Here is a 22,804-nt window from a genome sequence, read left to right on the forward strand (position 1 = left end):
GAAATCCGGGTCTATGAATTCCGCCCCGTCCAATCTGACCAACCAAGGCGCCGCCGCGAGCGGCACGGTCAGCCCGACGGCGCCGTCCGCCGGCCCGCTGGCGCCCGCCGCCGCAGGCCAGGCGGCCTCTCCATCCGCATCCTCCCCCACGTTTTCCCCGCTGTACCAGCAGATCAAGGCCCTGATCACGCAAAGCCTGCAGTCGGGCGAGTGGAAGCCGGGCGAGCTGATACCGAGCGAAGTGGAACTGGCGGCGCGCTTCAAGGTCAGCCAGGGCACGGTGCGCAAGGCCATCGACGAACTGGCGGCGGAAAATCTCGTGATGCGCAAGCAGGGCAAGGGCACCTTCGTGTCCACCCACCACGAGGCGCGCGCCCATTTCCGCTTCCTGCGCCTGATGCCGGACGAAGGCGTGCCGCACTACCCAGAATCCAAGTTCATTGAAGTCAAGCGCACCCGCGCGCCCGCCGACGTGGCGCGCCTGCTGGAGCTGAAGTCCGGCGACGCCGTGGTGTTCATCAAGCGCGTGCAGTCCTTCGACGGCATGCCCACCATCGTCGAGGAGCTGTGGCTGCCCGGCCTGATCTTCAAGGGACTGACCGCCGAACGGCTGGTCGAGTACAAAGGGCCGATGTACGGCCTGTTCGAATCCGAGTTCGGCACGCGCATGATCCGCGCCGCCGAGAAAATCCGTGCCGTGTGCGCCGACGAGGGCGCCGCGTCACTGCTGCAGGTCGCGCAGGGCACGCCCCTGCTGATGGCCGAACGCGTCTCCTTCACCTACGGCGACAAGCCGGTGGAGCTGCGCCGTGGCCTCTATTCGACCGAACGGCATCATTATCAGAATGACCTGAACTGAAAAACGCATAAGGGAGACGCGCTGTCCGGCTGCCGACCGGGCTATGTTGCGCTAATAACACGCCACCTTGCACAATTTGCAAAAGTCGGCTACGACAAAACATAATTTTGGTTATATGTAACAATACATATTGGTCTGAACTGCAAAAATCGGCGAAAATCGCAGTCTCACAAATTTAGCATTACGTATAGGGAGGTCTTGTCATGTCAGAAGCCGTAAGAGAAGCACCAAAAAAAGAACGGCCGCAATTCACCAATATCCACGTCACGCAATTGTCCAACTACCGCCTGCCGCTGGCCGGCGTAGTGTCCATCCTGCACCGCATTTCCGGTTTCCTGATGTTCGCGCTGTTGCCCGTGGTGCTGTATCTCCTTGAGAAGAGCCTGTTATCTGAGATCTCTTTCGAGCATTTCAAGGGCATCGCTTCGCATTGGTTCATGAAGCTGGTGATCCTGGCGCTGGTCTGGGGCTATATGCAGCACTTCTGCGCCGGCGTGCGCCACCTGATCATGGACACCCACGTGGGCCTGGATAAAGACTCGGCGCGCAAGTCGGCAGCCACCGTGCTGGTGATCAGCCTGACGCTGACCGCGCTGGTCGCACTGAAACTGTTTGGAGTATTCTGACATGGCAAAAAACAATATCGGACCTAAGCGCCTGGTCGTCGGCGCAGGCTACGGCGTGCGCGACTGGCTGGCCCAGCGCGTGACCGCGGTACTGATGGTGGTCTACACCGCCGTCCTGCTGATTTCCTTCCTCACCGGCAGCAACTTCAGCTACGAAGGCTGGGCTGGCCTGTTCGCCCAGCAGTGGTTCAAGCTGTTCAGCGCCGTCACCCTGTTCGGCCTGTTCTACCACGCCTGGGTAGGCATGCGCGACATCTGGATGGACTACGTCAAGCCCGTAGGCATCCGTCTGGCGCTGCAAATCATCACCATCGGCTGGCTGATTGGCTGCGCCGTGTGGTCGGTACAAATACTCTGGAGTGTGTAATCGTGGCAGCTATCAAAACTGCAATCCCTACCCGCCGCTTTGACGCGGTGATCGTTGGCGCCGGCGGTTCCGGCATGCGCGCCTCCCTGCAACTGGCGGAAGCCGGCCTGAACGTGGCCGTGCTGTCGAAAGTGTTCCCAACCCGCTCGCACACCGTGGCGGCGCAGGGCGGCATCGGCGCTTCGCTGGGCAATATGGCCGAGGACAACTGGTTCTGGCATATGTTCGACACCGTCAAGGGCGGCGACTACCTGGGCGACCAGGACGCGATTGAATTCATGTGCCGCGAAGCACCGAAGGTCGTGTACGAGCTGGAACACTTCGGCATGCCGTTCGACCGCAATCCCGACGGCACCATCTACCAGCGTCCATTCGGCGGCCACACCGCCAACTTCGGTGAAAAAGCCGTGCAGCGCGCCTGCGCCGCGGCCGACCGCACCGGCCACGCGCTGCTCCATACGCTCTATCAACGAAATGTGCGCGCCCGCACCCACTTCTTCGTGGAGTGGATGGCGCTGGACGTGATCCGCGACGCCGAAGGCGACGTGGTCGGCGTGGTGGCACTGGAAATGGAAACCGGCGAATGCATGATCCTGGAAGCGAAGACCACCATCTTCGCCACCGGCGGCGCAGGCCGCATCTTCGCCGCATCGACCAACGCCTTCATCAACACCGGTGACGGCATGGGCATGGCGGCGCGTGCCGGCCTGCCGCTGCAGGACATGGAATTCTGGCAGTTCCACCCGACCGGCGTGGCCGGCGCGGGCGTGCTGATCACCGAAGGCGTGCGCGGCGAAGGCGGCATCCTGATCAACTCGGAAGGCGAACGCTTCATGGAACGCTATGCGCCGACGCTGAAGGATCTGGCGCCGCGCGACTTCGTGTCCCGCTCGATGGACCAGGAGATCAAGGAAGGCCGCGGCTGCGGTCCTAACAAAGACCACGTGATGCTGGACCTGCGCCACATCGGCGCCGACACCATCGCCAAGCGTCTGCCTTCGATCCTGGAAATCGGCCACAAGTTCGCCAACGTCGACGCGACCAAGGAACCGATTCCTGTCGTTCCGACCATCCACTACCAGATGGGCGGCATCCCGACCAACATCCACGGTCAAGTTGTCACGCCGAACGGCGACGGCACCCAGAAAGTGGTCAACGGCCTGTACGCCATCGGCGAATGCGCCTGCGTATCGGTGCACGGCGCCAACCGCCTGGGCACCAACTCGCTGCTGGACCTGGTGGTCTTCGGCCGCGCAGCAGGCAACCACGTGGTCGCGTCGAACCTGAAGCAGAAAGAGAACAAGCCTCTGCCCAAGGACGCCGCCGACTTCGCGATGAACCGCCTGAACAAGCTGGAAACCTCGACCGGCTCGGAAAAAGTGCAGAACGTCGCCAACGACATCCGCGCCACCATGCAGAAGTACTGCGGCGTGTTCCGTACCGACGAGCTGCTGACCCAAGGCGCCAAGGAAATCATGGTGCTCGACGAGCGCCGCAAGCACGTGGCGTTCAAGGACAAGTCCAAGGTGTTCAACACCGCCCGCGTGGAAGCGCTGGAGCTGGACAACCTGATCGAGACGGCGAAAGCGACCATCACCTCGGCAGTAGCGCGCAAGGAATCGCGCGGCGCCCACGCGCACAGCGATTTCCCGAACCGCGACGACGACAACTGGATGAAGCACACGCTGTGGTACTCCGAAGGCAACCGCCTGGAATACAAGGCTGTCGTCACCAAGCCGCTGACGGTTGATACCTTCAAGCCGAAACCACGTACTTTCTAAGCAAGGGCTCATTACCATGCCACGCACTCTCAAATTCAAGATTTACCGCTACGATCCGGACCAGGACGCCAAGCCGTACATGCAAGACCTGACGGTGGAACTGAAGGACACCGACAAGATGCTGCTGGACGCGCTGCAGCGCATCAAGTCCGACGTCGACGACTCGCTGGCCCTGCGCCGCTCCTGCCGCGAAGGCGTGTGCGGTTCGGACGCGATGAACATCAACGGCAAGAACGGCCTGGCCTGCACCACCAACCTGAACGAGCTGACCGAGCCTATCGTGCTGCGTCCTCTGCCAGGCCTGCCGGTGATCCGCGACCTGATCGTCGACATGACCCAGTTCTTCAAGCAGTACGATTCGATCAAGCCTTTCCTGATCAACGATTCGATCCCGCCTGAAAAAGAACGCCTGCAGACCCCTGCCGAGCGCGAAGAACTAGACGGCCTGTACGAGTGCATCCTGTGCGCGTGCTGCTCGACCTCGTGCCCGTCGTTCTGGTGGAATCCGGACAAGTTCGTCGGTCCTGCCGGCCTGCTGCAAGCCTACCGCTTCATCGCCGACTCGCGCGACGAAGCCACCGGCGCGCGCCTGGACAACCTGGAAGACCCGTACCGCCTGTTCCGCTGCCACTCGATCATGAACTGCGTCGATGTCTGCCCCAAGGGTCTGAACCCGAACAAGGCCATCGGCAAGATCAAAGAGCTGATGGTACGCCGCTCGATCTGATATGAGCGAACTGGAAAAATCTGCGCATCAGGCAGACCCGGCCAACCGCGCGCGCCTGCGCTGGCGCGCCCGCCGGGGTTTGCTGGAAAACGATATCATCCTGACTCGCTTTCTCGATGCGCATGAAACCGAATTGACCGACGAAGAAGTGGACGCGTTCACGCGGCTCCTCGACTTGTCGGACAATGCGCTGATGGATCTGGTGCTGGCTCGCGCAGAGCCGGAAGGCGAGATCGATCTGCCGCATGTGCACGCACTGCTGCAACGTCTGCGTCTCGCCTGATCGCGCAGGGCGGCCCCATGGCGGGCCGCCCGCGCCGCCGGAAGTTTAGAAGTTTTTTTTATAAGCCGCATCTCTCCAAGAAGGAAGAGTCCATGAACATCTCTGACAACAAAGCTACACTGTCGTTCTCTGACGGCAGCCCATCGGTCGAGTTCCCTATCTACAAGGGCACGGTCGGCCCGGACGTCATCGACATCCGCAAACTGTACGCCGGCACCGGCAAGTTCACCTACGATCCGGGCTTCATGTCCACCGCAGCGTGCAACTCGTCGATCACCTATATCGACGGCGACAAGGGCGAATTGCAATACCGCGGCTACCCGATCGAACAGCTGGCCGTGAACGCCGACTTCATGGAATCGTGCTACCTGCTGCTGAACGGCGAACTGCCGAACGCCGAGCAGAAAGCCAAGTTCGTCGACACCGTGACCAAGCACACCATGGTGCACGAGCAGATGCAGTTCTTCTTCCGTGGCTTCCGCCGCGACGCGCACCCGATGTCGGTCCTGGTTGGCACCGTCGGCGCGCTGGCCTCGTTCTACCACGACTCGCTGGACATCAACGATGCCAAGCACCGTGAAGTATCGGCCATCCGCCTGATCGCCAAGATGCCGACCCTGGTCGCCATGGCCTACAAGTACTCGATCGGCCAGCCTTTCGTGTACCCGCGCAACGACCTGTCGTACAGCGCCAACTTCATGCGCATGATGTTCGGCAATCCGTGCGAAGAATACAAAGTCAACGACGTGCTGGTGCGCGCGCTGGACCGCATCCTGATCCTGCACGCCGACCACGAGCAGAACGCCTCGACCTCGACCGTCCGCCTGGCCGGTTCGTCTGGCGCCAACCCGTTCGCCTGTATCGCAGCCGGTATCGCCTGCCTGTGGGGCCCTGCCCACGGCGGCGCGAACGAAGCGGCGCTGACCATGCTGAAAGAAATCGGCTCGGTCGAGAACATTCCAGCCTTCATCGCGCAAGTGAAAGACAAGAACTCCGGCGTCAAGCTGATGGGCTTCGGTCACCGCGTGTACAAGAACTTCGACCCGCGCGCCAAGCTGATGCGCGAAACCTGCCACGAAGTGCTGAACGAACTGGGCCTGCAGGACGACCCGCTGTTCAAGCTGGCCATGGAACTGGAAAAGATTGCACTGAACGACGAATACTTCGTTTCGCGCAAACTGTACCCGAACGTGGACTTCTACTCGGGCATCGTGCAGTCGGCGCTGGGCATTCCAGTGTCGCTGTTCACCGGTATCTTCGCCATGGCCCGCACCATCGGCTGGATCGCCCAGTGGAACGAAATGATTGCCGATCCAGAGCAGAAGATCGGCCGTCCGCGCCAGCTGTTCGTCGGCGCCACCAACCGCGACGTGCCGCCGCTGGCCCAGCGTTAATCGCCGGTCTGTAGCAGCACAACAAAAAAGCGAGCTTAGGCTCGCTTTTTTTATTGGGAATCGAATTGTTGCCGGCCTCGCCATTGAGGCGGCACAAGATGTATAAGGAAGCTTGTGCTAAGGTGGGCGGATGAACTCAAGGCATCGGGAGGCAAATGATGGACAAGACAATTCCGGCCAGTCTCATCATTGATCTGGATGGGCTAAATGTAGAAGTGGTCGACCGCATGGCGGCGGAAGCGGGTGTTACGCCTGAGCAATTGGCAAAAGAAGCGTTGAAGTTGCACTTGCAACGATATACAGACAGGCTTGCGTTCAATGCAGCGTGCGAGCGTTCCTTGCAGCATTATCGAGAAACAGGTTTGCACGTCACCGACGACGAGATTGATGCGTGGTTGTCAGCGCTGGAGGCCGGCAACGACAATGCCGAGCCGCCGAAATGCCATCGCTAAGCTGGAGTGATGAGGCTATCAGGGCACTTCAACAGATTTACCATTTTCTTGCGATTCGTGATGAAGCACTGGCTAAACGAGCGGTCCGTGCCATTCAGGCTGATGCACGTAAGCTGAAGACCTTCCCTTATCTTGGCCATCCGGTTGCCGGCAGCGCTGAGATGCGTGAGCTAACCGTTTCCTTTGGCCGCAACGGCTATGTGATGCAATACTCGGTGGAATCCGGAGTTGTATTGATTTGCGGTGTGCGGCCTCAGCGCGTACCTGGCTGGTGAGCTGCGTGCCCTGTCAATTTTCTTTATCCAGCAAGGCCTGGATTTCTTCGCGTTCCTTGGCGCTGACGTGGCCGCCGCGCAGGGCGGCCAGGACCAGTGCTTTGCCGGAGCCGGAGAAAGCTTTCTGGATCAGCTCTTTCAACAGATTCGTTTGCACTGATTCCTGCTCCTGCACTGGCGCGTAGACGTGGGCGCGCTGGCTTTCGTCGCGTGTGAGCAGTCCCTTGGTATGCATTACTTGAAGCAAGCGCAATACCGTTGCGTAGTTCATGTCGGGCCGCGTTTCGATGGCGGCGGCATGCACCTGCCTGGCCGTGGCGGGGCCTAACGCGAACAGCAGGCGCAGCATCTCCAGCTCGGAGGCGGTCGGTTTGGGTGGGGCGGTGTTCATCATGGACCTAGAATAAAATATCTAGAACGAATTGTCTAGTGCTGCCTTGCGCAGCGTGGCCAGTTGCGCGTCGATATCGCTGAATAGCGGACGGTCGGCACTGGGCGTCAGGCAGGCGGCTTGCAGCAGGGCGAGGTTCTCCAGGATGGGGCGGGTGGCCTCCGGCGCGTCGCAGCGGTCCAGCAATTCCTCCAGCAGGCAGCCGAAGGCGCGCACTTCCAGGCGCTGCAGGCTGGCGGCATGCGGCCCCTCCGGCGCGTAGAAGGAGGCGGCGCCGAAGTCGCCCAGCAGGGTGCGGCCCTCGCCGCAGTGCAGAATGTTGTGGCCGTACAAATCGCCGTGCATGATGCCACGCTGGTGCAGCTGCTTGGCCGCCGAGGCGATGCTGGCCGCGATGGCGAGCATGGCGGGCAGGCTGAAGCGCTTGCCGTCCGGATAGACGTCGCGGGTGCAGCTGTCCAGGCTGGGCGGGCCGGCCAGGTTGCCGAAGTCCGGCTCGATCAACGACATGACCAGGCCGTGCGTGCCGTCCGGGTGGCCCGCCACCTCGCCCAGGATGGGAATAAGGTTGGGATGGGCGCCCGCGCCGAGGCAGGCCGCCATTTCGCACAGGGGTGAGCCGTCGCTGGTCATGGCGCCCTTGAAGAGCTTGACCGCTACTTTTGCAGTGTTTCCGCTGTCTTGCCGATAGTCCGCGCGGTGGATCACGCCGGAGGCGCCTTCGCCCAGCTTCTCGCCCAGTTGCAAACTGCCCCAGGCGATGCTGGTGCCGGATTCGGCGTGTTCCAGTTGGGCGCAGAAGGGGTTGCCGGCGTAGGCGAGCCAGGCCAGGCGGGGCAGGGCGGGCAGCCAGGCCGGCAGCTCGTCCAGCTGGTTGGCTGCGATGCGCAGCAGTTCCAGGCGGTGGCAATTGATCAGTTCGGCGGGCAGGGCGCGCAGGCGGTTGCCGGCCAGCATGAGTTTTTGCAGCAGCGGTCGATGCCCCAGTTCGGCGGGCAGTTCTTCCACTTCATTGCCGGTCAGAACCAGCCAGCGCAGTTGCGGCGGCAGCGATTTTCCCGACACGGTACGGATGCGGTTGGCCTTGAAGCCCACCATGCTTAGTGTGGCGCAGCTGCCCAATACTTCGGGCAGTTCCGTGAACTGATTGTCCGAACAGAAAATGATGCGGAGTTTGTGCAGGCGCGGCAAATCGTCCGGTAGCGAAGACAGCGCATTGCCGGACAAGTCCAGGATCTCCAGCGTATCGGCCAGGTCGAAGATTTCGCGGGGGAATTCGGTAAGCCCGCAGGCAAGCTGCAGGCGCTTTACGCCAGCCAGTTCACCAGCGCGCAGCTGCTCAAGATTAGACATTCAATGCGGCGATAAGGTAAAACGCAAAGTCTACCATTTCGGCGTGCAAGCGCCTATTCCTCGTAGATATCCTTAAACATCGAATCAGGAAATTCCGGCTGCCGCTTGGGGCGGACTGGCATGGGAAAGCCGTGTTTTTTGGTCCACTCTTCGATATTGCTGATAATGCCCGGCTCCTCTCCGTTGGGACATTCGTGCAGACAAACCCAGTTCTTTACGTATTTTCCGATGACAGGCTTGGGTTTGCTATCGAATCCCGACCAGCCAACTAAACGATCAATAATGACGAAGTCAGCTTCCCAGTATGAAGTGACATCAATATATGGACGGTCATCATCCTGTAGTTGTGCCGACCATTCACGGCAACCGAAGCCACCGACATAGTTCGTGTCTTTGGGATTATCTGTTTTGTAGCGATATCCCTCAGTGCCGTCGCATACGGCCGGTGACATGATATGGCTTCCAGGCAGTTCCCACCAGTTCGCAAAATTGTAGGGCTTGTTATTTTTGTCGTTGAAACCGTTCTTTAACAATACTAAATTCCCTATGTTGCTCACTACTGCAGTAAAGTTGAATCGGTTGAAGCCAGGTGTTAGTAGTACTCCTGTCTTGGAAAATGTCATCAATACGATGCCAAGTTTTCCGTCAGGGGTCTCGATCGTCCTTTCTGGCGGAAAGAATTCTTCATAATCTCGATAGACATGATTTTCAAGGCCTTTTTCTACGCGAACATTCCACTCTGCAGTTTTTATATTCATCGCCCTTATGACATCCGGATCTTGGATGTAGAGAAAGTATCGTAGAGGCCAGGGGCGGCTGGAAAATTCGTATGCGCCCGAATGCCCATCTGCCGCACGTGCTGCGCCATTTGCGACGGAGGCAACTATAGCTAGTAAAGGGATTAAGCTCCGAATGGGCATGATCATGCTGGATAATGGCGTGACTGACATGGCTGAGTCGCTGGATCTCATAGTATTTTCGGTTCTCTGGTGGTGATGTGAAGGTGGTTGTTGTGACCCTTCTCCGCATCTGACTGCTGAGCGTTCGGTTTTCCTGGGTTCTTGTCGCTCGTGTTGAAATCCATATACCAAGGGTCCAAAATTTGATGGACATCTTTTCTTCTGGACAATCGCGACCTGAAAGATTTTATGAGTGGCGGTTCGTCAGCTGAGAGCTTTTCTGTCCAGTCTTCCTTGGCTTTCCTTGCAGCACGAAGCGCATCTTCTGCTTCTATTTTTGCTGATCGGCTGCTTTCAGTCATCACGGAATTCATAGGTGATTTTTTTGCGGCCGTCTCTAGTAATTTTGCTTCGTCGGATTTTTGTCGTGCTATGGCCTCTTTCGACTGAAGCTCCTTAAATAATTCCTTTTCTTGCTGAGTGACGTTTGTTCCATTTTTCTTATTTTCATCACTGAGCGACTTGCGCTCTATACTTAGCTTCCCTTCGGAGGACTCTATATAAGTTACGTCCAACCCTAAACCTGCGCGGTGAACTATGCTGCCGAGTGAGGGGCGCCATGCTGAATTGATCTTGAGCTTGGTAATGCTCGCTTCGCGCGCCTCGCTAATTAGTGCGAGATAGCAATTTGGATGTGTGCGTGGTAGTACGTGGGATAGGAGCGGGCAGTACGATATGTTCGCGCTGACGTTCTGCTGTTCTTCGAAAGTGACGCTGATGCTTTGTGCTGGCAATGCGGCGCTTCCTGGGAAATTGATGTTCAGCGTGTTGTTTGTCAGCGCAGAATATATTGAGAGCACAGCGGCACGGATAATCGGATCGGTATCCGAGCCGATTATTTTGGCTACCTCCTTAGTGGTGTAGCGATGCGACACTTTCATCCAGATATCCCCGGTTAATGTCGCGTCGTATTTGTCGAAACGCTTGCCGTCGGTTGTCTGAATACAAGTTGGGACGTCGAAAGTGGCGGTTTCTGTATTCCCACGGCCCAGGCGTTCTGTGATCGTGACCTCTACGTCGCGGGTGCGGGCCTGGACGGCGTAAACCGGTTGGGTACGGTAGGCCGGATGGGCGTCGCTGTTCAGGTAAAGGGCGATTTTTGTTCCCGGGGCTAAGCTTAGTTTGATTTGGCGGTCGTCACCGAGGGGACGCGGTTTTTCGGCGAATTCGGGTAGTACGGTGCCATTGATTTCCACGGCGTAGGGGATTTGCAACTTGGCGACGCCGCTTGCGCTGGTGTCGAATGTGTAAGTCACGGAGACCATTTGGCTAACCGGGACGTCGGTGACGACGCCCCCCGGCGTAAGCGTGCAGCTGGCTGCTGCCTGGCTGGCGCTCACGATTTGTCCTCCAGTGTTTCCCAGTGCAGGGTCACTGTGGCCGGATCGTGGTGCTGGACGGGCTCGGTGCGGCCGTCTGCGCCGGTGACGCCGCGCAGGCTGGTGCCGTCGGGGAGGTCGATGCGGTAGGGGAGGCCGGCGATCGGTTCGCCGGTGTGTTCGTCTATGGCGCGGAATGTTCCCGCGTAGGCGGCGCCTGGCTGGCCGGCAACCTTGGCGGCTGGGCTGTTTTGCGCGCCGGGTGCGGCTTGGCTGGGGGAGTCGCCGGTCACTGCGCCGCCGCCGCCACTCCCGCCTCCGCCATCATCCACCGTCATCACATGCTGGGTGGCGATCAGCGTGGCGCCGCAGGCGGTTTTCATGCCTTCAACCACCGTGCCGATGCCGCCGAAGCTGTGGTGGCCCAGCCCTTCGGCTATCGGGAACTGGCCTTTGCACAGCGGGCAGTAGGTCTTGTGTCCCTTGAGCGCGATGGGCTTGCCCAGGCAGGTGGCGTTTTCATTGCCTTCGAGGACTTTGCCGCCGTGCGAGGTGGGATCGCCCTTGCATATGACTGCGCGCGCCATGGTCTGCTCCGTTCAGGTGGGATGCTTGAACAGTAGTGGACTTCATGGCGCGGCGATTTGATCTACGGCAACTGCGTGCTTAGCTCGTCATGTTTACCACTTCATTTCGCCCTTGGCCACCTTGGCGCTGATGTCGAGCGCGCTGGCCAGGCCGGCGGCTGGGTAGGCGGCTTTCATGGCAGCGCCCAGGGCGGCGGAGTCGGCGGCCTGCGGGATGGCGGTTTCGAACTGGCGCAGGTAGCCGGCGGTGTAGGCGATGCTGTCCGGCGTGAGCGCGGCGCCGGGGGCGAAGTGGCCCGGAACGACGGTGGCGGGCTTGAGCGCGGCGATGCGGTCCAGCGTGGCAATCCATTGCTGGCGCGATGCAACGGTTTGCGTGTCTGCGGTCCACACATGCAGGCCTTTGAACAGGACGACACCGCCGGCCACCGCCTTGATCGATGGAATCCACACATAGCTGCGGTCCGGCGTGGCGCCGTCCAGGCCTTCGATCTTCAGGCTTTGGCCTTCCAGTTTGATGGTGTCGCCTTGCAGCACTTGCGGCATGACGATGCCGTGCGGGGCGTTGTCCTTCAGGATAGGCCCCCAGTAGGCCACTTTGGCCGCCGCTTTCTTCTCCATCGCCGCCACGGTGGAGGCGGTGGCGACGATGCGCGCTTCCGGGAAGGCGGCTTGGATCACGTCCAGGCCGAAGTAGAAATCCGGATCGCCGTGGCTGATATAGACCGTGGTCAGGCGCTTGCCGCTGGCCTTGATCTGCTGCACCAGCTTGTGCGCTTCGCCGCGCGAGAACTGGGCGTCGATCAGGACGGCGTCTTTTTTGCCTTTTACCAGCACCGAGGCGACAGGGAAAATGGCGGCTTCGCCCGGATTGAAGACTTCCAGCGTCAGCGGGGCGGCCGATGCGGCGGCGGTGGCGGTGGCGAGGGCAGCGGCTGCGAAGGTGTGCTTGATCATGATGCGGTCCTTGATGAGAAGTTGATGACGCCAGTGTAGGCCGGTCCATTCGTCTGAAAAACAGTGTAAATTGCAACTCTCAATTGCATGAATCGGACGAATGATGGACAGGCTGACGGCGGCGCAGGTATTCAAGGAGATTGCGGAACGGGGCAGCATGATCGCCGCGGCTGAGGCGCTGGATATGTCGCGCGCCATGGTGACGCGTTACTTGGCCGAGATGGAGGAGTGGTGCGGCGCGCGCCTGCTGCACCGTACCACCCGGCGCGTGAGCCTGACGGCGGCGGGCGAGGTGACGCTGGCGCGCTGCCGCGAAATGCTGGACCTGGCGGCGGACATGAACGCGGCCGGCGATCCGGACGCGCCGCACGGCCTGCTGCGCATCGCCAGTTCGCATTCGCTGGCGCAGACCGCGCTGGCGGGCGCGGTGGCCGATTTCCTGCGCCGCTACCCGCGCACCGCGATTGATCTGCAGGTGGACAACCGGGCCGTCAACCTGGTCGAACAGCGCATCGACCTGGCCATCCGCATTACCAACGGCCTGGAGCCGAACATGATTGCGCGCCGCCTGGGCGACTGCGATTCGGTGGTGGTGGCCGCGCCGTCCTACCTGGCCGGGAGGCCCGCGCCGCAGCAGCCTGGCGATCTGGCGCAGCACAACTGCCTGACCTATAGCTATTTCGGCAAGAGTGTCTGGCGCTTCGAGCTTGCGGACGAGCCTGCGCTGCAGGTGCCGGTCAGCGGCAACCTGTCCGCCAACGAATCGATGGCGTTGCTGGCGGCCACGGTGGAGGGCGCGGGCGTGGCCCTGCAGCCGCGCTTCGCCGCCGCGCCGCTGCTGCGCGCCGGCCAGCTGGTGGAATTGCTGCCGGCATGGCGCCCCCAGCGCATGGGCATTTACGGCATCTACACCTCGCGCGAGCACATGCCGCCGGCCCTGCGCGCCATGCTGGACCACCTGCTGGACTGGTTCGCGCGCAACCCCGTCTGGCTCGCCGCGACCATGCCACTTATGGAAAAGACATGATTGACACCCTGCCTATCCCGCAATTTTTCGTGCTTGCATGGTTGTTCAATCTCAATACCGCGTGCTATCCTAGGCGACCGTTTTTGGAACTACAGAATTACCCAAGTCCTTCCCCACAACTTGATGTGCAATCCGCTAACCGGTCAGGCCGTGTCGCGGAAGGTTAGATTAACCCGCTAATTCCTCGCGAAGCGCGAAGAAAGGTGAGCAATATGATGCAGCAGCAGTCGTCCAACTCCTACCTGTTTGGTGGGAATGCACCGTACGTTGAAGAACTGTACGAAGCGTATCTCGACAACCCAGGTTCCGTGCCCGATAACTGGCGCGCGTACTTCGATTCCATGCAGCACGTCCCAGCAGTCGACGGCTCCAACAAGCCGGACGTGGCCCATGCCTCCGTGATCGCCTCCTTCGCCGAACGCGCGAAAGCCGGTCCTATCCGCACCGTGGTCGCTTCGGCCGACGCCGAAATGGGCCGCAAGCGCGTGGCCGCTACCCAGCTGATCGCCGCGTACCGCTACCTGGGTTCCCGCTGGGCCAACCTGGACCCGCTGCAGCGCCAGGAACGTCCATCGATCCCGGAACTGGAGCCGAGCTTCTACGGCTTCACCGATGCCGATCTGGACACCGTTTTCAACATCAGCAACACCTACTTCGGTCCTGAAACCGCGACCCTGCGCGACCTGACCAACTTCCTGCGCGACACCTACACCCGCTCCATCGGCGCGGAATACATGTACATCTCCGACCCAGCCGAAAAGCGCTGGCTGCAGGAGCGCCTGGAATCGATCCGCTCCACCCCGAATTTCACCGCAGACAAGAAAAAGCACATCCTGGAGCGCCTGACGGCAGCTGAAGGCCTGGAACGCTATCTGCACACCAAATACGTCGGCCAGAAGCGCTTCTCGCTGGAAGGCGGCGAAACGTTCATCGCCTCGATCGACGAAATCATCCAGCGCGCCGGCGAAAAAGGCGTGCAGGAGATCGTTATCGGCATGGCCCACCGCGGCCGCCTGAACGTGCTGGTCAACACCCTGGGCAAAGCACCCAAGGACCTGTTCGAAGAATTCGAAGGCAAGCACGGCGACGACCTGCCGGCAGGCGACGTGAAATACCACCAGGGCTTCTCGTCGGACATCTCCACCGCAGGCGGCCCGGTCCACCTGTCGCTGGCGTTCAACCCGTCGCACCTGGAAATCGTCAACCCAGTGGTTGAAGGTTCGGTCAAGGCCCGCATGGACCGCCGCGGCGACGCGGCCGGCGCGCAAGTGCTGCCTATCCTGGTGCACGGCGACGCCGCCTTCGCAGGCCAGGGCGTTGTGATGGAAACGCTGAACCTGGCGCAGACCCGCGGCTACGGCACGGGCGGCACGGTTCACATCGTCATCAACAACCAGATCGGCTTCACCACCTCCGATCCGCGCGACGCGCGTTCCACCATTTACTGCTCGGACGTCGTCAAGATGATCGAAGCGCCGGTGCTGCACGTGAACGCCGACGATCCTGAAGCCGTGGTACTGGCTTCGCAGATCGCCATGGACTACCGCCTGCAGTTCCAGAAGGATATCGTGGTCGATATCATCTGCTACCGCAAACTGGGCCACAACGAACAAGATACGCCAGCGCTGACCCAGCCGCTGATGTACAAGAAGATCGCCACCCACCCAGGCACCCGCCGCCTGTACGCCGACAAGCTGAGCGCGCAAGGCGTGATCCCTGCCGACGGCGGCGAGAAAATGGTTGCCGCCTACCGCGACGCCATGGACGCCGGCAAGCACACCGTCGATCCAGTGATCTCCAACTTCAAGAACAAGTACGCCGTCGACTGGCTGCCGTTCCTGAACCGCAAGTGGACCGACTCGGCCGACACCGCCGTGCCGTCGACCGAACTGAAACGCCTGGCCACCCGCATCACCACCGTGCCGGAAGGCTTCAAAGTGCACTCGCTGGTCGAGAAAGTACTGGGCGACCGCGCCGCCATGGGCCGTGGCGAAGTGAACCTGGACTGGGGCATGGGCGAACACCTGGCCTACGCTTCGCTGGTATCGTCCGGCTACGCCGTGCGCCTGACCGGCCAGGACGCCGGCCGCGGCACCTTCGTGCACCGCCACGCCGTGCTGCACGACCAGAACCGCGAGCGTTGGGACGCCGGCACCTACGTGCCGCTGCAGAACATCTCCGATTCGCAAGCACCGTTCACCGTGATCGACTCCGTGCTGTCCGAAGAAGCCGTTCTGGGCTTCGAATACGGCTACTCGACCGCTGAACCGAACACCCTGACCATCTGGGAAGCCCAGTTCGGCGACTTCGTCAACGGCGCCCAAGTGGTGATCGACCAGTTCATCAGCTCCGGCGAAGTGAAGTGGGGCCGTGCTTCGGGCCTGGTCATGATGCTGCCGCACGGTTACGAAGGCCAGGGTCCCGAGCACTCGTCCGCGCGTCCAGAGCGTTTCCTGCAGCTGTGCGCAGACAACAATATGCAAGTGGTGCAGCCGACCACCGCGTCGCAGATCTTCCACCTGCTGCGCCGCCAGATGGTGCGCCAGTTCCGCAAGCCGCTGGTGATCCTGACCCCGAAATCGCTGCTGCGCAACAAGGACGCAGGTTCGCCGCTGAGCGAACTGGCCAAGGGCGCCTTCCAGACCGTGATCGGCGAAGTGGACGAGAAGATCGACGCCAAGAAGGTCAAGCGCGTCGTGGCCTGCTCGGGCAAGGTTTACTACGACCTGGTCAACGCACGCAAGACGCGCGGCCAGACCGACACCGCCATCGTGCGCGTGGAACAGCTGTATCCGTTCCCGCACAAAGCGTTCGCCGCTGAACTGAAGAAGTTCCCGAACCTGGCGGAAGTGGTGTGGGCACAGGACGAGCCGCAGAATCAAGGCCCTTGGTTCCAGATCCAGCACAACATCTTCGAAAGCATGGACGCAGGCCAGCGCCTGGCGTACGCAGGCCGTCCGGCCTCGGCATCGCCGGCCGTCGGTTACTACGACAAGCACTACGCGCAGCAAAAAGACCTGCTGGAAACCGCGTTCTCGAAGCTGAAGGGCTTCATCCTGACCAAGTAAGTCTAGACCCGCCCCCGGCCCAGGCGAGGTTCATCCTTGCCCAGGCGGGGGCATCAAAAAATACAAGATACGGAGTTATACATGGCACAAATCGAAGTTAAAGTCCCACAACTGTCGGAATCCGTCGCTGAAGCGACCCTGCTGACCTGGCACAAGAAAGTCGGCGAAGCCGTCTCGCGCGACGAGAACCTGATCGACGTTGAAACCGACAAAGTGGTACTGGAACTGCCAGCACCGGCAGCCGGCGTGATCGTGCAGATCCTGCAAGCTGACGGCGCAACCGTGGTGGCCGACCAGGTCATCGCCATCATCGATACCGAAGCAACCGTGGGCGCAACCCCGGCCGCCGCCGCACCTGCCGCTGCCGCCGCTCCAGCCGCCGCTCCAGCCGCTGCCGCCGCCGTGAACAAAGGCGACGTGGCCATGCCGGCCGCCGCCAAGATCCTGTCCGAAGCCGGCCTGTCCGCTTCCGACGTAGCCGGTTCCGGCAAAGACGGCCGCGTAACCAAGGGCGACGCCCTGGCCGCCGCTTCCGCACCGAAACCAGCCGCTCCAGCACCGCTGGCGCCAGCCGCCGCCAAGGCATCGCTGCCAAAAGTCGCCGCTCCCGCACCTGCACTGGGCGAGCGTCCGGAAGAGCGCGTGCCGATGAGCCGCCTGCGCGCACGTATCGCCGAGCGCCTGCTGGAATCGCAGTCGACCAACGCCATCCTGACCACGTTCAATGAAGTGAACATGGCTCCGGTCATGGACCTGCGCAACAAGTACAAAGACAAGTTCGAAAAAGAGCACGGCGTGAAGCTGGGCTTCATGTCCTTCTTCGTCAAGGCCGCCGTTGCCGCGCTGAAGAAATACCCGATCCTGAACGCATCGGTCGACGGCAACGACATCGTCTACCACGGCTACTTCGACATCGGTATCGCAGTCGGTTCGCCACGCGGCCTGGTGGTGCCTATCCTGCGCAATGCTGACCAGATGAGCATCGCTGAAATCGAGAAGAAAATCGGCGAATTCGGCGCGAAAGCCAAAGAAGGCAAGCTGACCCTGGAAGACCTGACCGGCGGCACCTTCTCGATCTCGAACGGCGGCACCTTCGGCTCCATGCTGTCGACCCCGATCATCAACCCGCCGCAATCGGCCATCCTGGGCGTGCACGCCACCAAGGACCGCGCTGTTGTGGAAAACGGCCAGATCGTGATCCGTCCTATGAACTACCTGGCCATGTCCTACGACCACCGCATCATCGACGGCCGCGAAGCCGTGCTGGGCCTGGTGGCCATGAAGGAAGCGCTGGAAGATCCAGCCCGCCTGCTGCTGGACCTGTAATGCCAAGCGGCGGGTTACGGCTTCGCCTGACCCGCCCTGCGCAGCCAGCAGTCCGCGAATCCGTAGGGCGGGTTAGGCCGCAGGCCGTAACCCGCCATGCAGCACCAAAGCTAGGAGTGTCATGAGCGTTTCTGAAGAAATCAAGCGTTTGCACGAACTCAACCAGGCTGGCGCGCTGAGCGATGAAGAATTCGCCCGCGCCAAACAGAAGCTGCTCGACACCACGCCGGTGTCGCTCGGCAAGGACAGCGGCTCCGGCGACTTCGCCAGCGAATTCAACCGCTTCCGCCGTTCCCGCGCCGACCGCTGGCTGGGCGGCATCTGCGGCGGCCTGGGCAAAGTGTCCGGCATGGAGTCGTGGATCTGGCGCCTGGTCTTCACGCTGTTCACGATCTGCTTCGGCTTTGGGCTGGTGATTTACCTGCTTCTTTGGATTTTCGTCCCGGACGAAACGTAACAAGCCAATCATTAGGAATACAACATGAGCAACAAACAATTTGACGTCGTCGTCATCGGCGCCGGTCCTGGCGGCTACATCGCCGCAATCCGCGCAGCGCAGCTGGGCTTCTCGGTCGCTTGTGTGGACGAGTGGAGCAACGAAAAAGGCGGCCCGGCACCTGGCGGCACCTGCACCAACGTCGGCTGCATCCCGTCGAAAGCGCTGCTGCAGTCGTCCGAGCACTACGAGCACGCCGGCCACTCCTTCAAGGAACACGGCATCGACGTGTCCGGCCTGTCCCTGAACCTGGGCCAGATGGTCAAGCGCAAGGACACCGTGGTCAAGCAGAACAACGACGGCATCCTGTTCCTGTTCAAGAAAAACAAAGTCACCTTCTTCCACGGCCGCGCGGCCTTCGAAGGCGCGGTAAGCGCCGACGGCTATCCTATCGCCATCACCGGCAAGGCGCCTGAAACCATCAACGCCAAGCAAGTCATCGTCGCCACCGGCTCCAACGCGCGCGCGCTGCCGGGTGCGGACTTCGACGAGAAACTGATCCTGTCGAACACCGGCGCACTGGCGATCGACGCCGTGCCAGCCAAGCTGGGCGTGATCGGCGCCGGCGTGATCGGCCTGGAAATGGGTTCCGTATGGCGCCGCCTGGGTTCGGAAGTGACCGTGCTGGAAGGCCTGCCGACCTTCCTGGGCGCCGTGGACGAGCAGATCGCCAAGGAAGCCAACAAGCTGTTCACCAAGCAGGGCCTGAAGATCTCCCTGGGCTGCAAGATCAACAGCGTGACCAAGGGCGCGGACAACGTCACCGTTGAATACAACGACGCCAAGGGCGACGCTGTGACCGCCGTGTTCGACAAGCTGATCGTGTCGATCGGCCGCACCCCGAACACCAACGGCCTGGGCGCCGACAAGGCCGGCCTGGCGCTGGACGAGCGCGGCTTCATCGCCGTCGACGGCGACTGCAAAACCAATCTGCCGAACGTCTGGGCGATTGGCGACGTGGTGCGCGGCCCGATGCTGGCGCACAAAGCCGAAGAAGAAGGCGTTGCCGTTGCCGAGCGTATCGCCGGCCAGCATGGCCACACCAACTTCGACACGATTCCTTGGGTGATCTACACCTCGCCGGAAATCGCGTGGGTAGGCCGCACCGAGCAGCAGCTGAAAGCCGACGGCACGCCGTACAAGGCAGGCACCTTCCCATTCCTGGCGAACGGCCGCGCACGCGCGCTGGGCGACACCTCGGGCATGGTCAAGTTCCTGGCGCACGCCGAGACCGACGAAATCCTGGGCGTGCACATCATCGGCCCTATGGCATCCGAGCTGATTTCGGAAGCGGTTGTAGCGATGGAGTTCAAGGCCTCGGCCGAAGACATCGCCCGCATCTGCCACGCCCACCCATCGCTGTCCGAAGCGACCAAAGAAGCCGCGCTGGCGATCGACAAGCGCACGCTGAACTTCTAAGCAGTAATGGCGGGTTACGCCGCTGCGCGGCTAACCCGCCCTACCTCCCACGAGATGCGGACCGTAGGGCGGGTTAGCGCAAAGCGCGTAACCCGCCATGCGTAACCGGCATCTCACATGAACGTCCAAGAGTTTTACCAGCACGCGCTGACGCAGCGCGACTTCAAGGCCGACGCGGCGCAGCAGCGCGCGGTCGACCGCCTGCAGCTGTGCTACGACCAGTGGGTGGCGTACAAAGCCCAGCGCTCGAACGGCTTCAAGCGCTTCATCAACCGCCCGGACGTGCCGCGCGGCGTGTACATGTGGGGCGGGGTAGGGCGCGGCAAGTCCTTCCTGATGGACAGCTTCTATTCGGTGGTGCCGCTGGTGCGCAAGACGCGCGTGCACTTCCACGAGTTCATGCGCGACATCCACCGCCAGCTCGACGAGCTCAAAGGCGTGGCCAATCCGCTGGAGGAAGTGGCGCGCCGGGTGGCCAAGAAATACCGCCTGATCTGCTTCGACGAATTCCATATCTCCGACGTGGCCGACGCCATGATCATGTACAACCTGCTGTCGGCGCTGTTCGACAACGGCGTGTCCTTCATCATGACCTCGAACTACGACCCGGAACTGCTGTACCCGGACGGCCTGCACCGCGACCGCATCCTGCCTACCATCGCGCTGCTCAAGCAGAAGATGGACGTGATGAACGTGGACGCCGGCGTGGACTACCGCGGCCGCGCGCTCGAGCAGGTTGATTCCTACTACACCCCGCTGGGCGCGGAGACCGACGCCGCGCTGCGCGCCGCCTACGCGCGCATCGCCGAGACGGCCGACGACGACCCGCATGTGACCATTGAAGCGCGCCAGATCCGCGCGCTGCGCCGCGCCGGCACCATCATCTGGTTCGACTTCGCCACGCTGTGCGGCGGGCCGCGCTCGCAGAACGACTACCTGGAAATCGCCAGCCAGTTCCATACCGTGATATTGTCCGGCATACCGATGATGTCGGCCGGCATGTCGTCCGAGGCGCGCCGCTTCACCTGGCTGATCGACGTGTTCTACGACCAGAAGGTCAAGCTCATCATGTCGGCCGAAGTCGAGCCGGAGGAGCTGTATACTTCCGGCATGCTGGCAAACGAATTTCACCGTACCGTGTCGCGCATCGTCGAGATGCAGTCGCGCGACTATATGGACAAGGAACAGCGCGGCGCAGCCGAAGCGCTGTCCTAAACGACAGGATCAGGATGGCAACGTACTTCAAACTGGCGGCACTCTGCATGGCCGCCGCCGTGGCGGCAAGCGCGGCGCTGCCGGCGCAGGCCCAGAAAATAGGCCAGGCGCCGGTGGGCGCGCCTGTGGTTCCGCAATCGCACTCGGTTGAGCAGGCCGACGCCCGCCTGGCCGATGTGGCGCGCGATCGCGCCGCCGTGCAGGCCGAGTACAACGCGGCCGAGCAGGTCTGCAACGGCAAGTTTTTCGTCAACAACTGCCTGGACAAGGCCAAGGAAAAGCGCCGCCAGGCGCTGGCCGGCCTGCGCGCGATCGAGGTGGAAGCCAGCCATTTCAAGCGCAAGACCGCCGTCGACAAGCGCGACGCCGAACTGGCCGAGCGCGTGAAGAAGGACGAGGAGGAGCTGGCGCGCCGGGTGGAGAATCCGCCGGCGCCGCATGTCGAGCGCGAGCCCGCCAAGCCGGCCGCCAAGCCCGGTCCCACGCTGGAGCAGCGCCAGGCGCAGCACGACGCCAAGGTGCAGGCCCAGCAGGCCAAGGACGCCGCCGAGGCGCCCAAGCGCGCCGCCGCCGTGGCGGCCTTTGAAAAGAAGAAGCTTGAATCCGAGAAGCGCCAGGCCGACATCGTCGCCAAGAAGGCCGTCAAGGATGAAAAGGCCCGCAAGCGCGAAGCAGACGCCGCCGCCCAGGCAGCGAAAGAAGCGGCCGCCGCCGCCGCCAAAGCCGCCAAGGCGAAATAAAGGTCACCCAGGCTGGGCGGGGCGGCTTGGCTGCGGCAGCCGCTCACACAGCCTTGCCCATTTTCTGCACCGTGTAAGTGGGCGCTTCCTTGGCCGGGGCCACCAGCTTGATGATGGCCATGCTGCAGTTGTCGCCCTGGCCCTTGGCCCGCTCGATGGCCTTGTTGATCAGCATTTCTGATGACTGGCGCGGCGTGCCGCGCGCCACCACGGCGGCCAGTTCCGCTTCCGTGAAGTACTGCCACAGCCCGTCCGAGCACAGCAGGAAAGCGTCGCCGGGCTGCAAGCCCTGGTGGGTGCCGAAGGTCACGAACGGCGCCTTCTGCCGGTTGCCCAGCACATTGGCCAGCAGGCGCGCGCTGCGGTGCTTTTTGGCCGCCTCCACCGGCAGCTTGTCCACGTTCACCAGGTGCTCGACATAGGCCGCGTCGTTGCTGCGCTCCACGCACTGCTGGCCGGCAAAGCGGTATAAGCGCGAATCGCCCACGTGTGCCCAGACGGCCTGGCCCTGGGGCGTGAGCACCAGCAGCAGCAGCGTGGTCTGCGGTTCGCCGCTGGCGCCCAGCGGATTCATGGCCAGGATCTCGTGCGTCTCCATCGCTATGCTGCGCAGCAATTCCTGCACGCGCGCCAGGTTGGCGCTGTCGCCGGCGCGATAGTCGTCGAACAGCTGTTTGGCGGTGTGCAGCAGCTGTTCCGGCGCCGTGCCGCCGCTGCCCATGCCGTCGGCCAGCACCGCCATCACATAGCCGGGTGCTTTCGCCGCCGTGTAGAGCACGGTGCGGTCATTCTGTTGTGGCCGGTTGCCCAGGTGCTGGGCGGTCCCGGCTTCGATTTTATAAATGCTCATATGTACCAGCTAGCCTGCATCTGTGCCGTGAGTTAAACTATGCACCGGTAAGCAGTTTTGTTGCAAGCGTAGGGTTGTTGACCAGGCGAAACTGTTGGGAAATATAACAGAACCGAGACCCTATGACAGACGTAGAAGAAATCAAGCGCCGCATTATTGAGCTCGACGTGGAACACCGCGACCTGGACGCCGTGATCGACATGCTGACCCTGGACGGCCACCATGACCAGCTCCAGCTGCGCCGCCTGAAGAAACGCAAGCTGCAACTCAAAGACTACATCACCTTGCTGAAAATGCAACTGGTGCCCGACGTACCGGCCTGAGCCGCGCCCG

General features: G+C 61.7%; 24 protein-coding genes. 17 read left to right on the top strand and 7 right to left on the bottom strand.

The features are described from left to right. The first annotated feature begins 13 nt into the window (after positions 1 to 13). The 9 genes from GTP77_RS09225 (at position 14) to GTP77_RS09265 (ending at position 6,764) form a co-directional block, all read left to right on the top strand. Positions 14 to 859, top strand: a complete 846-nt coding sequence (locus tag GTP77_RS09225) for a GntR family transcriptional regulator (RefSeq protein WP_187358660.1) — start codon at positions 14 to 16, stop codon at positions 857 to 859. Between the two features lie 203 nt (positions 860 to 1,062). Continuing rightward, complete coding sequence (gene sdhC, locus GTP77_RS09230; RefSeq protein WP_161071876.1) at positions 1,063 to 1,485, top strand: succinate dehydrogenase, cytochrome b556 subunit; 423 nt, start codon at positions 1,063 to 1,065, stop codon at positions 1,483 to 1,485. A gap of 1 nt (position 1,486) precedes the next feature. Then, positions 1,487 to 1,852 carry a succinate dehydrogenase, hydrophobic membrane anchor protein gene (gene sdhD / locus GTP77_RS09235; RefSeq protein WP_161071877.1) on the top strand — a complete coding sequence of 122 codons (366 nt, stop codon included), beginning with the start codon at positions 1,487 to 1,489 and terminating at the stop codon, positions 1,850 to 1,852. A gap of 2 nt (positions 1,853 to 1,854) precedes the next feature. After that, entirely contained in the window at positions 1,855 to 3,633 is a 1,779-nt protein-coding gene (gene sdhA / locus GTP77_RS09240) for a succinate dehydrogenase flavoprotein subunit (RefSeq protein ID WP_161071878.1), read from the top strand. Positions 3,634 to 3,649: 16 nt separating this feature from the next. Next, complete coding sequence (locus tag GTP77_RS09245) at positions 3,650 to 4,360, top strand: succinate dehydrogenase iron-sulfur subunit (protein WP_161071879.1); 711 nt, start codon at positions 3,650 to 3,652, stop codon at positions 4,358 to 4,360. A 1-nt stretch (position 4,361) separates the two neighbouring features. Further along, positions 4,362 to 4,643, top strand: a complete 282-nt coding sequence (locus tag GTP77_RS09250; RefSeq protein ID WP_161071880.1) for an FAD assembly factor SdhE — start codon at positions 4,362 to 4,364, stop codon at positions 4,641 to 4,643. Between the two features lie 92 nt (positions 4,644 to 4,735). Then, positions 4,736 to 6,037, top strand: a complete 1,302-nt coding sequence (gene gltA / locus GTP77_RS09255) for a citrate synthase (RefSeq protein WP_161071881.1) — start codon at positions 4,736 to 4,738, stop codon at positions 6,035 to 6,037. 155 nt (positions 6,038 to 6,192) lie between these two features. Next, positions 6,193 to 6,489, top strand: coding sequence for a CopG family transcriptional regulator (locus tag GTP77_RS09260; protein ID WP_223149318.1), 297 nt, complete (start codon positions 6,193 to 6,195; stop codon positions 6,487 to 6,489). Beyond that, on the top strand, positions 6,477 to 6,764 hold the full coding sequence (locus GTP77_RS09265; protein WP_161071882.1) for a type II toxin-antitoxin system RelE/ParE family toxin: 288 nt from the start codon (positions 6,477 to 6,479) through the stop codon (positions 6,762 to 6,764). The genes GTP77_RS09260 and GTP77_RS09265 overlap by 13 nt, the downstream gene beginning before the upstream one ends. A gap of 13 nt (positions 6,765 to 6,777) precedes the next feature. Here the strand turns inward: GTP77_RS09265 and GTP77_RS09270 are convergent, their stop codons facing one another. The 6 genes from GTP77_RS09270 to GTP77_RS09295 form a co-directional block, all read right to left on the bottom strand. Beyond that, positions 6,778 to 7,155 carry a BlaI/MecI/CopY family transcriptional regulator gene (locus GTP77_RS09270; RefSeq protein ID WP_161071912.1) on the bottom strand — a complete coding sequence of 126 codons (378 nt, stop codon included), beginning with the start codon at positions 7,153 to 7,155 and terminating at the stop codon, positions 6,778 to 6,780. 21 nt (positions 7,156 to 7,176) lie between these two features. Beyond that, positions 7,177 to 8,508 (bottom strand): leucine-rich repeat-containing protein kinase family protein, encoded by a 1,332-nt coding sequence (locus GTP77_RS09275; protein ID WP_161071883.1) that lies wholly within the window; start codon positions 8,506 to 8,508, stop codon positions 7,177 to 7,179. 53 nt (positions 8,509 to 8,561) lie between these two features. After that, positions 8,562 to 9,479, bottom strand: coding sequence for a hypothetical protein (locus GTP77_RS09280; RefSeq protein WP_161071884.1), 918 nt, complete (start codon positions 9,477 to 9,479; stop codon positions 8,562 to 8,564). Continuing rightward, complete coding sequence (locus tag GTP77_RS09285) at positions 9,476 to 10,807, bottom strand: hypothetical protein (protein WP_161071885.1); 1,332 nt, start codon at positions 10,805 to 10,807, stop codon at positions 9,476 to 9,478. Before GTP77_RS09285 ends, GTP77_RS09280 begins: the two co-directional genes overlap by 4 nt. Continuing rightward, positions 10,804 to 11,373, bottom strand: coding sequence for a PAAR domain-containing protein (locus GTP77_RS09290; protein ID WP_161071886.1), 570 nt, complete (start codon positions 11,371 to 11,373; stop codon positions 10,804 to 10,806). The genes GTP77_RS09285 and GTP77_RS09290 overlap by 4 nt, the downstream gene beginning before the upstream one ends. 93 nt (positions 11,374 to 11,466) lie before the next feature. Beyond that, positions 11,467 to 12,330, bottom strand: a complete 864-nt coding sequence (locus GTP77_RS09295) for an MBL fold metallo-hydrolase (protein ID WP_161071887.1) — start codon at positions 12,328 to 12,330, stop codon at positions 11,467 to 11,469. 103 nt (positions 12,331 to 12,433) lie between these two features. Between GTP77_RS09295 and GTP77_RS09300 the strand changes: the two genes are divergently transcribed. The 7 genes from GTP77_RS09300 (at position 12,434) to GTP77_RS09330 (ending at position 21,621) form a co-directional block, all read left to right on the top strand. Continuing rightward, entirely contained in the window at positions 12,434 to 13,357 is a 924-nt protein-coding gene (locus GTP77_RS09300) for a LysR family transcriptional regulator (protein WP_161071913.1), read from the top strand. Positions 13,358 to 13,569: 212 nt separating this feature from the next. After that, positions 13,570 to 16,425 (top strand): 2-oxoglutarate dehydrogenase E1 component, encoded by a 2,856-nt coding sequence (locus tag GTP77_RS09305; RefSeq protein WP_161071888.1) that lies wholly within the window; start codon positions 13,570 to 13,572, stop codon positions 16,423 to 16,425. Positions 16,426 to 16,506: 81 nt separating this feature from the next. Continuing rightward, the gene (gene odhB, locus GTP77_RS09310; RefSeq protein WP_161071889.1) at positions 16,507 to 17,751 is read left to right on the top strand and encodes a 2-oxoglutarate dehydrogenase complex dihydrolipoyllysine-residue succinyltransferase; all 1,245 of its coding nucleotides are present in this window, start codon (positions 16,507 to 16,509) and stop codon (positions 17,749 to 17,751) included. 121 nt (positions 17,752 to 17,872) lie between these two features. Next, positions 17,873 to 18,208, top strand: coding sequence for a PspC domain-containing protein (locus GTP77_RS09315; protein WP_161071890.1), 336 nt, complete (start codon positions 17,873 to 17,875; stop codon positions 18,206 to 18,208). A 24-nt stretch (positions 18,209 to 18,232) separates the two neighbouring features. Next, the gene (gene lpdA, locus GTP77_RS09320; RefSeq protein WP_161071891.1) at positions 18,233 to 19,666 is read left to right on the top strand and encodes a dihydrolipoyl dehydrogenase; all 1,434 of its coding nucleotides are present in this window, start codon (positions 18,233 to 18,235) and stop codon (positions 19,664 to 19,666) included. A 117-nt stretch (positions 19,667 to 19,783) separates the two neighbouring features. Next, positions 19,784 to 20,881, top strand: a complete 1,098-nt coding sequence (gene zapE / locus GTP77_RS09325; RefSeq protein WP_161071892.1) for a cell division protein ZapE — start codon at positions 19,784 to 19,786, stop codon at positions 20,879 to 20,881. 14 nt (positions 20,882 to 20,895) lie between these two features. Beyond that, positions 20,896 to 21,621: a hypothetical protein gene (locus tag GTP77_RS09330; RefSeq protein ID WP_161071893.1), complete on the top strand. Its 726-nt coding sequence runs from the start codon at positions 20,896 to 20,898 to the stop codon at positions 21,619 to 21,621. A 43-nt stretch (positions 21,622 to 21,664) separates the two neighbouring features. Here GTP77_RS09330 and GTP77_RS09335 read toward each other — a convergent pair whose 3' ends face one another. Continuing rightward, positions 21,665 to 22,471, bottom strand: coding sequence for a PP2C family protein-serine/threonine phosphatase (locus GTP77_RS09335; RefSeq protein ID WP_161071894.1), 807 nt, complete (start codon positions 22,469 to 22,471; stop codon positions 21,665 to 21,667). Positions 22,472 to 22,593: 122 nt separating this feature from the next. Here GTP77_RS09335 and GTP77_RS09340 point away from each other — a divergent pair, with 122 nt between their 5' ends. Next, on the top strand, positions 22,594 to 22,794 hold the full coding sequence (locus GTP77_RS09340; RefSeq protein WP_056394845.1) for a YdcH family protein: 201 nt from the start codon (positions 22,594 to 22,596) through the stop codon (positions 22,792 to 22,794). Positions 22,795 to 22,804 lie beyond the last annotated feature (10 nt).

The organism is Pseudoduganella aquatica (assembly GCF_009857595.1).
In the GTDB taxonomy this organism is placed as follows: Bacteria; Pseudomonadota; Gammaproteobacteria; order Burkholderiales; family Burkholderiaceae_D; genus Rugamonas; species Rugamonas aquatica_A.